Source organism: Filimonas lacunae, assembly GCF_002355595.1.
GTDB lineage: Bacteria > Bacteroidota > Bacteroidia > Chitinophagales > Chitinophagaceae > Filimonas > Filimonas lacunae.
Genome location: NZ_AP017422.1, coordinates 7,502,001 through 7,516,010 on the forward strand (window position 1 = coordinate 7,502,001; position 14,010 = coordinate 7,516,010).

Here is a 14,010-nt window from a genome sequence, read left to right on the forward strand (position 1 = left end):
TAAATTCTTGCTCCGTATAAAAATAAGGAAAAAATTTAATTGATGTACCTTTGCCGCGCTTTCCAATTATTTTTACAACTAAAACTTAATCACAATGACAAAGATTGCGGTAGCAAAAGGCGATGGTATTGGACCGGAGATAATGGATGCCGTTCTTTCTGTTTTTCAGGCGGCTCAGGTTCCATTGGAGTATGAATTCGTAGACATGGGAAAATGGGTATTTGACAAAGGATTTAGTAACGGGATGACGTCTGAAGCGCAGCAAACTATTGAAAACTTAGGTATACTTTTCAAAGGGCCAATGGAAACCCCTAAAGGTAAGGGGGTAAAAAGCATTAACGTTACCGCACGTAAAACCTGGAACACTTATGCTAACAAAAGGGTGTTTCAAACTTTGCATGGTGTAGATACTGTATTTAGCAAAGCGGGTATTCCTATCGATGTTACTATCGTTCGCGAAAACATCGAAGATACCTATGGTGGTGTAGAACACATGATTACACCCGATGTGGCTTTAAGCCGTCGTTTCATTACCCGTCCGGGAAGCATGCAGGTAATTAAGTATGCATTTGAAATGGCTAGCAAAAAAGGCGCACGCCGTATTACCTGCGGTCACAAAGCCAACATTATGAAGCTGACCGATGGCTTGTTCCTGGAGTGCTTTTATGAAGTAGCTAAGAACTATCCTGACTTAAAAGCAGATGATGTGATTGTGGATGACCTGTGTATGAAGCTGGTTACCCGTCCCGATACATTTGATGTGGTGGTGCTTACCAACCTGCAGGGTGATATTGTGAGCGATTTATGTGCTGGCCTGGTAGGTGGTTTAGGTTTTGCTCCTTCTGCCAATGTGGGCGATCATATCAGCATTTTCGAAGCTGTACACGGTACCGCTCCGGATATTGCAGGTAAAGGCATTGCCAACCCTACTGCGTTATTATTAAGTGGTTTCTCCCTGTTACAACACGTTGGGTTATACGACAAAGCCAACATGATTGAAAATGCTTTATTATATACACTGGAAAGTGGAGTGCATACCGGTGATTTTGGCGACCGCAACAAACCTTCTTTAAATACCACTGAGTTTGCCAATGCTATCATTGCCAATTTTGGTAAAAAGCCAGAGCATAATCCTAAGCCGGATATGACCGATCATGCAGTGAGCTGTACCGTATTCAACCTTTCCAAAAACGCTATGATGGAAAGTGATTCTACTATCACTGAAAAAATAAATGGGGTAGACTTATTTATCGAAAGCAACCTGCAACCACAGGAAATTGCAGATAAGTGTTTGCGTCATGCGGGTGTTAAATTCAAACTGGTCAATATCAGCAACCGCGGTACACAGGTATGGCCTACCGGTTCTAAATTCACCAACCTGGTAAACCAATACAACGCCCGTTTTGAAAGCATTGACGATCATGCTTTAAATCAGCAGGATGTTATTGGCTTATATGTAAGCCTGAGCGGTGATTTCAGAGTATGTTCACTGGAATTGCTTAACACCTTTGGCGATAAAAAAGCTTACAGTCTGGCACAAGGTCAGTAAGCCTTTACCATAAAGGTTTTCCCTGGTAGTAGTCGAGTAGTTTAATGCGTATGGCTAAATCGTACCCGGCTACTATCAGGTTAATATTACTCTTATCGTAGTTGTTTTTCGCTACCACATAATCTACCGAGTTAATCGCGCCTGCGTTAAACTTCACCTCTGCTACTCTGAATGATTCTTTAAAAGCAGCCTGCTGTAGCTTCAATACTTTATACTTATTTTGTGCGGCGGTCATATTAAAATAAGCCTGCTCTACATTCTGCTGCAATTGTATGCGCACTGAATTGGCAGTAATGGCTGCATCCTGTGCAGTAATTCGGGCCTGGGCTATTTTGTTCTTGTTAGAGAAGTTGTTGAGAATAGGAATGGTAACGCCAATGCTGATACTGTTGTTAAGGTTGTTGTTCAACTGTTTGGTATAAGGGATTTTGTCAGCGGCATACGTATTGGATTCTTCAATTACTGGTAACTGGCTGCCATTGTATTCCACATAACTGCTACCTGCCTGGTGTGTGGTGCTTACCAGGTTTTGCAAAGTGCCCGCGCTGGAATAGTTGGTAGCCAGCGAACCACTTAAAAATACAACAGGCCATCCCTTACCCTTTGCCACCTGTATAGCCTTTTCTGCGCTTTCCTTGCGCAAATCCGCCGCCTTTACTATAGCAAGGTTGCCCGATGCGCTTTTGTATACTTCTTCTGCATTGGCATCATATAATAATTGCGGGGCTTTATCAGCACTTACCCGCTCAACTGCCAGCTTGTTGGTATAGGGCACGTTCATCAGTTGTGCCAGTGATAGTTTGGCATTTTCCAGGCTGTTTTGGGTGGTTACTACCGTAAGCTGGTCATTGGCCAGTTGTCCGCGTAAGTCATTAAGCTCTTTGGGGTCGGCAGCACTGTCTTTATCCCGGATGTCCAGCCTTTCCACCTGTTTGTTGCTAACCCCCTGTTGCTGGTACGCCAATGCCAGCAAGTCTTCATTGGTCAGTACCTGCAAATACGACATAATCACATTCAGGGTCAGTAGCTCCTTTTGTTGCTGCTCTTCATAACTGGCAGCGTTAAAAGCCAGTTTGTTTTGCTTAATAGCATTTTGCAGTGACAGGCCCTGGAACAAGGTTACACTGGAATAAATGCTGTAGTTGGCATAGCTCAACTGCTGATCTATATAGCTGTTGGTATAAGGGTTAATGCTACGGCCCTGGTTATTACCGTGATATGCATCGGCATTTAAGGTGGGTATCATGTTCTCCCGTGCCTGGGTCCAGCCCAGGTGGGCCGATTGCTTTAGCAAATCCTTCCGTTGTACATCTGCATTGTTTTTAATAGCCGTTTCCACGCATTGCTGCAACGACAGGCGAAGCGAATCGCCAGTGCCTTGTGCGGTAACACTACCGCAGTAAAGTGATAAAACAAAAGCGAGGGTAACTATACTGCGCATGCTCATGATATATACTTGATAGGGTTTATTTATAATTCAATTCTGCCATCCAGCAGGTTAATGATGCGTGAACCATAGGCTGCATTCTTTTCGGAGTGGGTTACCTGTATAATAGTTACTCCTTCTTCTTTATTCAGTTTGCTGAACAATTCCATAATTTCTTCCCCCTGCTTCGAGTTTAAGTTGCCGGTTGGTTCGTCTGCCAGCAGTAACTTAGGTTTTGCCACTAAGGCACGTGCAATACCTACCAGTTGTTGCTGACCACCCGACAATTGTGCGGGAAACAGGTCTTTTTTACCAACGATCTGGAATTTATCCAGGGTGTCTGCTACAATAGCCTTGCGTTCGGCAGTTTTTACATTCTGGTACAGTAGGGGAGTTTCAATGTTTTCATATACGGTAAGCTCGTCAATGAGATGATAAGCCTGAAACACAAAACCAATGTATTGCTTATATAATGCAGTACGCTGCTTTTCCTTTAGCTGATGCACTGGCTGATCAAAGAACATGTATTCTCCTTCATTGGCCTGGTCCAACATGCCAATCACGTTTAACAGCGTAGACTTACCCGATCCGGAAGGCCCCATAATGGATACAAATTCCCCTTCTGCAATATCCAGACTTACATCTTTTAATAAAAAGGTTCTGGTGGCTCCTGTATTTACCCATTTGGATATGTGCGCTAGCTTTATCATATGATAGTGATTTGATAGAAATGTGCCAATTTGATATTTGATTGATTATTAGTTTGTTGCAACAAGTGTTGTTGCCTTCCTGTTCGCTTTCGATACAATTTTTGTATCTATTTGGTACAACTGTATTGGGGTAGAAGTTGTCATTTCCCGTTGGTTATGGTTTTTAGGTGTTCCTGCCGTGTGTTCTGTAAATATAAAGGCCAGAATAAATTCCCCTCACTGTTGATACAAATTCCGGTACTGAAATTATTGTAAACAGGATATCGGGTAAAAAAAATGGTGGCTCAAGTTTTTTTACTCAGCACTGGCCGAAAAATCTGGAGTACTCTGTATTTTTTACTCAACACTCCTGGAAAAATCTTCAGCGCTGTAGATTTTTCCAGGAGCACTGGAGAAAGAATTTAAGTGGCCCAATATTTTTTATCTGCGCCTGTAGAAATGATTTAGGTGTCGCAAGATTGTTTCCTCGGCACTGTAAAAATGATTTATGTGGCGTAATATTTTTTATCTGTGCCTGAGTAAAAGAAAATAGGTGCCGAATAGTCTTTACCCAGTCCCTGTGAAAGAATCTGGAGTGCTGTTTTTTTCTTACCCGGAGCTGAGTAAGAAAAAAAGAGTGCTGAATATTCCTTACTCAGACGCATGTGAAAGCTAATGGGCTGTGATTTTTTTTCACTGCGGCGCAAGTAAAAAATATTGCGACACCTAAATCATTTCTACAGGCGCAGTTAAAGAATATTGCGCCGCTATATTTTTAAATTGCGCCGCAGTTTTTTTTATTTGAGGGGCTAAAAAGCCTGGATCAGGCGCTAAAAAGTGCTTCCGGATGTTATGATTAGGCGAGATAGGGGAGGTTTTGAAACCTTTATATCATAGTACACTTATATAATACAGGCTCTATTGTTCAGCTCTTGTAACTACATAATAGGTAAAGTGCTGCTGTTCAGCCTTGTTTCCTTGAAAATATTTGCAAAAAGGGGTAATTATATTTGGTAGCGTAACAAAGGTTCTTATCTTTGCCGCCCACTACACAAATAGCGGAAAGTTCTTTAAACAGCAAGCGGTAAAAAAGGTTGAAAATAACTAAAAATAAATTTGGTAAATGTTTCGAAACTGTTACCTTTGCACTCCCAATAAAATGGGAACAGTTCATTGAAAATCAGCAGTTTATAAAGAATTAACTTCAAAAATAATTCAAAAATAAATTTGCTAATTTGAAATAAAAACTGTTACCTTTGCAACCCGAATGAAACGAAAGTGACGGACGGAAACGCAAAAAAAGCTCTTCTACTTTGAAAATGATGACCGGCTCTAAGGCCTACGGGATCGAAACCTGACCATCAACAATTTTTAAGTTCTTTGAAAGAATGGAAGCAACAGTACTACTTTAAATAGTAGGTAAGTGTAAGCAACGTAACAAAATTAAAATTCACAGACGCAATTTCGAGAGAAATTAAGTTAGTGATCAAAACTCATTTACAATGGAGAGTTTGATCCTGGCTCAGGATGAACGCTAGCGGCAGGCTTAATACATGCAAGTCGAGGGGTAGCACAGTATAGCAATATATGGGTGACGACCGGCAAACGGGTGCGGAACACGTACACAACCTTCCTTCAAGCGGGGAATAGCCCAGAGAAATTTGGATTAATGCCCCATAGAATAACGGCTCGGCATCGTGTTGTTATTAAAGATTTATCACTTGAAGATGGGTGTGCGTTCGATTAGGTAGTTGGCGGGGTAACGGCCCACCAAGCCTACGATCGATAGCTGATGTGAGAGCATGATCAGCCACACGGGCACTGAGACACGGGCCCGACTCCTACGGGAGGCAGCAGTAAGGAATATTGGTCAATGGACGCAAGTCTGAACCAGCCATGCCGCGTGGAGGATGAAGGTCCTCTGGATTGTAAACTTCTTTTATCTGGGACGAAACAACATTTTTCTAAATGTCTTGACGGTACCAGATGAATAAGCACCGGCTAACTCCGTGCCAGCAGCCGCGGTAATACGGAGGGTGCAAGCGTTATCCGGATTCACTGGGTTTAAAGGGTGCGTAGGCGGGCATGTAAGTCAGTGGTGAAATCTCAAAGCTTAACTTTGAAACTGCCATTGATACTATGTGTCTTGAATTTCCTGGAGGTTAGCGGAATATGTCATGTAGCGGTGAAATGCTTAGATATGACATAGAACACCGATTGCGAAGGCAGCTGACTATAGGTGAATTGACGCTGATGCACGAAAGCGTGGGGATCAAACAGGATTAGATACCCTGGTAGTCCACGCCCTAAACGATGGATACTCGACATACGCGATACACAGTGTGTGTCTGAGCGAAAGCATTAAGTATCCCACCTGGGAAGTACGACCGCAAGGTTGAAACTCAAAGGAATTGGCGGGGGTCCGCACAAGCGGTGGAGCATGTGGTTTAATTCGATGATACGCGAGGAACCTTACCTGGGCTAGAATGCAGTTTGACCGTGGATGAAAGTTCATTTTGTAGCAATACACAGATTGTAAGGTGCTGCATGGCTGTCGTCAGCTCGTGCCGTGAGGTGTTGGGTTAAGTCCCGCAACGAGCGCAACCCCTATCTTTAGTTGCCATCAGGTTAAGCTGGGAACTCTAAAGAAACTGCCGTCGTAAGACGCGAGGAAGGAGGGGATGATGTCAAGTCATCATGGCCTTTATGCCCAGGGCTACACACGTGCTACAATGGTAACTACAAAGAGCTGCTACTTGGCGACAAGATGCTAATCTCAAAAAAGTTATCTCAGTTCGGATCGCAGTCTGCAACTCGACTGCGTGAAGCTGGAATCGCTAGTAATCGTATATCAGCAATGATACGGTGAATACGTTCCCGGACCTTGCACACACCGCCCGTCAAGCCATGAAAGCCGGGGGGACCTGAAGTCGGTAACCGCAAGGAACTGCCTAGGGTAAAACTGGTAATTGGGGCTAAGTCGTAACAAGGTAGCCGTACCGGAAGGTGCGGCTGGAATACCTCCTTTTTAGAGCGACGCTCACTTTTTAATTGTTGTTTCCTTCTTCTTTCAATTTTTATTTGTCTGATTAGATAAATAAAAAACATAACTAAAAAATAAAGATCTTTCAGATACTGAATAGTATGACTCGTACAGACCCGTAGCTCAGTTGGTTAGAGCGCTACACTGATAATGTAGAGGTCACCAGTTCAACTCTGGTCGGGTCTACTAATAAAGGTTTTACTGGGGGGTTAGCTCAGTTGGCTAGAGCATCTGCCTTGCACGCAGAGGGTCATCGGTTCGACTCCGATATCCTCCACTTTAAAGCTGTAAGCAGGATGCAAACAGCAATAACACAAGTTCTTTTGAAATTAATGAGATACGGCATAATGGCCTAAAGGTTCGTAACCTTATTATCTACTAAAGTTCTTCCATTCGATCACAAGAGAAGATGGGATGAATACAGTTCTTTGACATATTGGGAAAGCAAAATTACTAAAGAGAGATTTTATATAGTGGAGTTCATTTTAGGATGAACAAATGCTGAATAAAAACATGTAAGTTTTTTAAAGCGAAATAAGGGCGCATGGTGGATGCCTAGGGTCTGAGAGGCGATGAAGGACGTGGTAAGCTGCGATAAGGCAGGGGGAGCTGCACACGAGCGTAATATCCCTGCATTTCCGAATGGGACAACCTAATATACTGAAGGTATATTACTCGAAAGAGAGCCAACCCGGAGAACTGAAACATCTAAGTACCCGGAGGAAAAGAAAATAATAATGATTCCCAGAGTAGTGGCGAGCGAAAAGGGAAGAGCCCAAACCGAAATAGCGTGCTGTTTCGGGGTTGTAGGACTACATTTAGAAAGTGTTATCAAATCGAACTATCTGGAAAGTTAGGCCATAGCAGGTGATAGCCCTGTAGATAGAAATTAACATGGACGAGTAGTATCCTGAGTAGCGCGGGACCGGAGGAATCCTGCGTGAATCTGCCAGCACCATCTGGTAAGGCTAAATACTCCTCAGACACCGATAGTGAACCAGTACCGTAAGGGAAAGGTGAAAAGCACCCTGAACAAGGGAGTGAAATAGTACCTGAAACCGTGCGCCTACAAGCGGTCGGAGCTCAGTAATGAGTGACGGCGTGCCTTTTGCATAATGAGCCTACGAGTTGCTCCTCACTGGCGAGGTTAAATTCGTAAACGAATGGAGCCGTAGCGAAAGCGAGTCCGAATAGGGCGACTAGTCAGTGGGGGCAGACGCGAAACTTTGTGATCTATCCATGGGCAGGTTGAAGTTCTGGTAACACAGAATGGAGGACCGAACCCGTTGACGTTGAAAAGTCTTGGGATGACCTGTGGATAGGGGTGAAAGGCCAATCAAACTGAGAGATAGCTCGTTCTCCCCGAAATGTTTTTAGGAACAGCCTTGTATATAGAAGTTTAACAGAGGTAGAGCTACTGATTGGGCTAGGGGGCTTCACCGCCTACCAAACCCTGACAAACTCCGAATGCTGTTAAATATCTACAGGAGTGAGGCTGCGGGCGCTAAGGTCCGTGGCCGAGAGGGAAATAACCCAGACTAGCAACTAAGGTCCCTAATACGTAGTTAAGTTGATCAAACGAGGTGGGATTTCAATAACAGCCAGGATGTTGGCTTGGAAGCAGCCATTCATTTAAAGAGTGCGTAACAGCTCACTGGTCGAGAGATCCTGCACGGAAAATAATCGGGCATCAAACTACGAACCGAAGTTCTAGATTCAGCGTAAGCTGAGTGGTAGGGGAGCATTGAAATTGCATCGAAGCTGTTAGGCGACTAATGGTGGAGCGATTTCAAAAGAAAATGTAGGCATAAGTAACGATAAAAGAAGTGAAAAACTTCTTCGCCGAAAGTCTAAGGGTTCCTGATCAACGTTAATCGGATCAGGGTTAGTCTGGTCCTTAGGAAAACCCGAAAGGGGCATCTGATGGAAAGAAGGTTAATATTCCTTCACCTGCTATACATTAAAAGTGACGCATCGACGTGGTGGTTACGTACTGACAGAATAGTGCGTAGAGATGAATCTTCGGAGGAGTCGAAATCATAAAATTGGTGCCGAGAAAAGCGAGTATAGCAGCCAGTACCGCAAACCGACACAGGTAGACGGGATGAGTATTCTAAGGCGCTCGGGTGAGCCGTGGAGAAGGAACTAGGCAAATTGACGCTGTAACTTCGGGACAAGGCGTACCGTAGCGATACGGTCTCAGTAAAATGATTCAACCAACTGTTTAACAAAAACACAGGGCCCTGCAAAATCGAAAGATGACGTATAGAGCCTGAAACCTGCCCGGTGCTGGAAGGTTAAGGAAGGATGTTCGGCGCAAGCCAAAGCTTCTGACTGAAGCCCCAGTAAACGGCGGCCGTAACTATAACGGTCCTAAGGTAGCGAAATTCCTTGTCGGGTAAGTTCCGACCTGCACGAATGGTCTAATGAGTTGAATACTGTCTCCTCCACGAGCCCGGTGAAATTGTAGTATCGGTGAAGATGCCGGTTACCCGCCACGGGACGGAAAGACCCCGTGAACCTTCACTACAACTTTGCATTGATCTTGAGTAACAAATGTGTAGGATAGTTGGGAGACTGTGAAGTAGCTTCGCCAGGAGTTATGGAGTCAACGTTGAAATACCAACCTTTTGTTACTTAGGACCTAATCCTGCATAAGGAGACATTGCATGGTGGGTAGTTTGACTGGGGTGGTCGCCTCCTAAAAAGTAACGGAGGCTTGCAAAGGTACCCTCAGTACGGTTGGTAATCGTACGTAGAGCGCATTAGTATAAGGGTGCTTGACTGTGAGACAAACAAGTCGATCAGGAGCGAAAGCTGGCTAAAGTGATCCGGCGGTTCTGTATGGAAGGGCCGTCGCTCAAAGGATAAAAGGTACTCCGGGGATAACAGGCTGATCTTACCCAAGAGCTCATATCGACGGTAAGGTTTGGCACCTCGATGTCGGTTCGTCACATCCTGGGGCTGGAGAAGGTCCCAAGGGTTCGGCTGTTCGCCGATTAAAGTGGCACGTGAACTGGGTTCAGAACGTCGCAAGACAGTTCGGTCCCTATCTGTGGTGGGCGTTAGGAAATTGCGGGGACGTGACCTTAGTACGAGAGGACCGGGTCGCATGTACCGCTGGTGAATCTGTTATGCCGCTCGGTGTATTGCAGAGTAGCTATGTACAGTCAGGATAAACGCTGAAAGCATCTAAGCGTGAAACCTACCTCAAGATGAGTTTCCTTTTAAGGGTTGTCAAAGACTATGACGTTGATAGGCTATAGATGTAAAGTTGGTAACAACAAAGTCGAGTAGTACTAATTACCCGTAAGCTTTAATTTTTTTAATATCGCTCGAAAGCAATGGAGAGTAAATAGATATTAATACTCTTTAGTTGAGCTTCCCAATATGTATCTTATTACGGTTGAGAGATTGTAGTGCAAGTCAGTGAATAGAGTAACTGATAAGAAACGACTACGAACTAACAATCTAAGATCTTATGGTGATTATGCCGAGGGTGTTCACCTCTTCCCTTACCGAACAGAGAAGTTAAGCCCCTCATGGCCGATGGTACTGCAAAGAAATGCGGGAGAGTAGGTAGTTGCCATATTTATTAAAAGCGCCTCACTGGAAACAGTTGAGGCGTTTTTGTTTTGTATATATCCCATCTTGACTGGGGTTGCTCGAATATATAATATATCCTTCTTGCCTGACTGTCTCCACTTTATCCTATTCTATTGTAGTTATTGCTGCTACTCAAGCGTGTATTTTTGATTAAAACACTGGAAGGGCGCTTACTTGATGCCCGAAAAATGCTTGAAGAAGGTTTGAACCTTTCTTTAATTTAAAGAATTACCAGCCTTGAAATGTTTAAGCTACAGGAACTGAAAAAGAAGCTGGAAGCACATCGGCCTATAACAATACGTAAAACGAGAACGCCGCAGCTGTTTCCAGTTGCGGCGTTCTCGTTTGGAATGACACTATTCTGATTAAAGATAGGTATGCGGTATAATCCTTACCGATAAAGGCTTTTTACCTCCATCTGTAATTGTAAAGCCACTGATGAAAATACTATAACTGGTGTTTGCCTTTAGTACTACTTCGGGCAAAGTGGCCAGTACGTTGGTGGTACCTGCTTCATATACGGTGATAGACGTGCTGCCCGCCAAACGTTTTTTAAAAGCGAGACTGCTGCTGCTTATTTCGTAAAATCCCTGACTGCTATACAGAATATCATTTCCTATAGCTACATCCACTCTGGAAGCGTCAGGACTAAGATGGAAAAAACGAACATTGCTGGAGTCTGCACCGGGCGCGGTGAGGTCTTCATTTACCAGGAAGGTGCGTGTGACAGTTGCGCTGGAATCATATACAAAGAATGAATAACCATTGCCGCCGCTTAAACTAATCTGTTGATAAGTAAGATAGTCATCATCCAGTTGTTTGGCGGTATCTACTAATAACAAATAAGTTCCTGCTGACGCATCCAGGTAACCAGTGCTGGTTAGGTAAGGCTGATTATAGGCTATAGTAGCCAGGGAAGAGCCATTGTAAGAAAGAATATCTATACTGTCGGGGCCACCAGCAGCTGCATGTACCAGTAATATTTTGGTTTGTGGTGGTGTGGTGGTACTGGATTTACTGCTGCAACCAACATATAACAGGCTCATTGCTAATGCAATAGCAGTACATAGTGGCGCAAAACGTTTCGTCATCATACGTTATTAGTTATAGAATTTCTATAAGCAGCCTGGGCTGTTAATAAAAGCTAGTTGATGTAAGACATTCCTTATACACAAAACGTTGTATGATAACGAAAAATTATTCTGCTTTCAGATTTTTAATGGGCTTAGTAAGGGCGGCTTTTAAAGTTTGACTGCTTACAGTAGCCAGGGCAATACCTAATGCCGCTGCACCTGAAACAACAAAGAACCACCACTTCAACGGAATACGGTAGGCAAAGTCTAACAGCCATTTATCCATCGCCCACCAGGCAACCGGGAAAGCGATAATAGTAGCCAGCAATACCGGCTTAATGAAATCTTTGGATAGCAAAATCACCAATCTTTGCTCCGAAGCGCCCAATACTTTACGAATACCAATTTCTTTGGTGCGACTTTCGGTGGTGTATACAGATAAGCCAAATAAACCCAGGCAGGCGATAATAAGGGCGAGTATGGTAAACAGCCCAAACACTGCTCCCATCTGGGCATCTGCGCGATACAATGCTTCAAAATTTTTGTCAAGGAATGAGTAGTCAAAAGGTGTATCCTGAATAAAACCTTTCCATTGTTGCTGTAACTGCTGTAACAATGTTTGCATGTTATTATCAGAAACACTCAATATGGCATAAGAAGTGTTTTCATGGTAAATCTGTGAGTTGTGATGAAACAGTGCGAAGGGAGTTACCATGGCGTGTAATGATTCTGTATTAAAATCTTTTACAACTCCTATTACTTTATATTTCTCATCATGCCCGCCAGGATAACGCATGTATTGGCCTACCGGGTTTTTCCAGCCTATTTGTTTGGCGGTGGTTTCGTTAATGATAACAGAAGCAGAGTCGTTAAACTCTTTAGAGAAATTACGGCCTTGTATCAATTGTAACTGAAGCGTGTTCACCAGGTATTCGTCGGTCATATAAGAAGATAAGGCCAGGTCTTTGGCAATGGTTTCGGAAGCATTGGTTTCCGGAACAAAGAAATCGGTAAACGCACCACCAGACGGCAGGCCCGTGGAAATGCTCACTGCTTTTACGCCGTTCACTGTTGCCAACTGATTACGAAAAGCCTCATGACTGCCCGTTATTTTTTCCAGGTTATTGATGATAACAACATTGTCTTTATGCAATCCCATATCCTTTTCACGGGTATATTCCAGCTGCTTATACACTACCAGTGTACAAATCACCAGTATTACAGATACTGCAAATTGAAAGGTCACTAACCCGTTTCGTAAAAAGCGGCCGCCGCCTTCCCGGGGCAGGCTGCTTTCACCTTTTAATACCACAATGGGATTGAAGGAGGTAAGATAGAACGCGGGATAGCTGCCGGCCAGTAAACCTGTAAACACAATCAGGGCCAGCACTAAACCTAATATAGAGGGGCTTACTAATACCAGTATAGATATGTTTTTCTGCGCCAGGTGATTAAAGGCGGGTAAACAGGCCAGAGAAAGCAAAATGGCTATCACGCCTGCTATGCTGCTGTATAACATGGCTTCTGCCAGAAACTGCCTGATCAGTGCTTTTCTTTCCGAACCTAACACTTTACGTATACCTACTTCACGGGCACGCTTGATAGCACGTGCAGTAGAAAGGTTCATAAAGTTTACACAGGCCAGTATAATGATAAATAAAGCCACTATGCCAAAGGTGTATACATGGGTAATGCTACCGAGGTTGTTAAAGGGCATGCTGATGCCTGCGGAATGTAAGTGTATGTTTTGCAGCGGTTGCAAATGAAAATCCCATTTACCTCCTTTGCGTATAAATTCATCAAAGGGCTGTCCTATCCGGGCAAATGCTTTTACTGCCAGCTTTTTAACCATGGCAGGAAACTGGCTATCCAGGTGTGCTACTGTTGCATCAGCATTAGCCAGTGCCTTATCTTTTAATACCACATAGGTGCTCATATTGCACCATACCCAGCTCCAGCTAAAGCGTTTTACAGGTGGGCATGATGAGGTGGGTATTAACATATCAAATTGAATAGTGGATTGTGTAGGCACATTTTTTACAATGCCGGTTACCACAAAGGGTTGATTGTATTCATCAAAGGATAACAGCTTGCCCATAGCAGGCTCATTACCAAAGTATTTTTGGGCGGTGCTTTGCGAAATAACTACCGATCCGGGCTTTTGCAGGCAGCTGGCAGCATTGCCTTCCTTCATAGCAAAACGGAACACCTGTAAAAAGTTGGAATCAACGGCCAGTATGCCGGGTTCGTTGAAGTAACGGGTTTGCGCTCCTGCTTCTTTTTTCACCACTTCGTTACCCATGCGGTAAATGCGGGTATAGGTTTCTATTTCCGGAAACTCGGTGTGTATGGCTGGCCCTACAGTGGGAGGAGAATAGCCACCTACGAGGGCCTGTCCGCCAAAATTGGCATCCAGGTTTACCTGGTAAATACGATTACTCCCGGGTAAAAAGCGGTCGAACGAAAGCTCGTGTTTAATATAAATAACAATTAATATTACACAGGTAAGGCCTGTAGCCAGGCCAGTGAAATTGATAATGGTGTTGGCCTTATTGCGCAACATATTACGCCAGGCTATCTTCAGGTAATTGGTGAACATCATACTTCGGTTTAATAATAAGCGC

The 14,010-nt window shown here is 43.9% G+C and carries 5 protein-coding genes, 2 tRNA genes and 3 rRNA genes; 6 read left to right on the forward strand and 4 right to left on the reverse strand.

The window, feature by feature from the left end; genetic code table 11:
• Positions 1 to 94 precede the first annotated feature (94 nt).
• Positions 95 to 1,549 (forward strand): isocitrate/isopropylmalate family dehydrogenase, encoded by a 1,455-nt coding sequence (locus tag FLA_RS29740; protein WP_076377208.1) that lies wholly within the window; start codon positions 95 to 97, stop codon positions 1,547 to 1,549.
• Between the two features lie 4 nt (positions 1,550 to 1,553).
• Here the strand turns inward: FLA_RS29740 and FLA_RS29745 are convergent, their stop codons facing one another.
• Positions 1,554 to 2,996, reverse strand: a complete 1,443-nt coding sequence (locus FLA_RS29745) for a TolC family protein (RefSeq protein ID WP_084206087.1) — start codon at positions 2,994 to 2,996, stop codon at positions 1,554 to 1,556.
• 23 nt (positions 2,997 to 3,019) lie between these two features.
• On the reverse strand, positions 3,020 to 3,685 hold the full coding sequence (locus tag FLA_RS29750) for an ABC transporter ATP-binding protein (RefSeq protein ID WP_076377212.1): 666 nt from the start codon (positions 3,683 to 3,685) through the stop codon (positions 3,020 to 3,022).
• Between the two features lie 1,478 nt (positions 3,686 to 5,163).
• Between FLA_RS29750 and FLA_RS29760 the strand changes: the two genes are divergently transcribed.
• The 5 genes from FLA_RS29760 to rrf all read left to right on the forward strand — a co-directional run bounded on the left by FLA_RS29760 (position 5,164) and on the right by rrf (position 10,299).
• A 16S ribosomal RNA gene (locus FLA_RS29760) occupies positions 5,164 to 6,692 on the forward strand.
• Positions 6,693 to 6,819: 127 nt separating this feature from the next.
• Positions 6,820 to 6,893, forward strand: a tRNA-Ile gene (locus FLA_RS29765).
• Positions 6,894 to 6,910: 17 nt separating this feature from the next.
• Positions 6,911 to 6,984: transfer RNA gene (locus tag FLA_RS29770), tRNA-Ala, on the forward strand.
• Between the two features lie 246 nt (positions 6,985 to 7,230).
• Positions 7,231 to 10,030, forward strand: a 23S ribosomal RNA gene (locus FLA_RS29775).
• A gap of 157 nt (positions 10,031 to 10,187) precedes the next feature.
• A 5S ribosomal RNA gene (gene rrf / locus FLA_RS29780) occupies positions 10,188 to 10,299 on the forward strand.
• Together the 16S, 23S and 5S rRNA genes with 2 tRNA genes alongside form the textbook arrangement of a ribosomal RNA operon.
• 379 nt (positions 10,300 to 10,678) lie before the next feature.
• On the opposite strand, the gene FLA_RS29785 is transcribed toward rrf, so the two are convergent.
• Complete coding sequence (locus tag FLA_RS29785) at positions 10,679 to 11,407, reverse strand: DUF4397 domain-containing protein (protein WP_084206279.1); 729 nt, start codon at positions 11,405 to 11,407, stop codon at positions 10,679 to 10,681.
• Between the two features lie 103 nt (positions 11,408 to 11,510).
• Entirely contained in the window at positions 11,511 to 13,988 is a 2,478-nt protein-coding gene (locus FLA_RS29790) for an ABC transporter permease (RefSeq protein ID WP_197705839.1), read from the reverse strand.
• Positions 13,989 to 14,010: the final 22 nt, after the last annotated feature.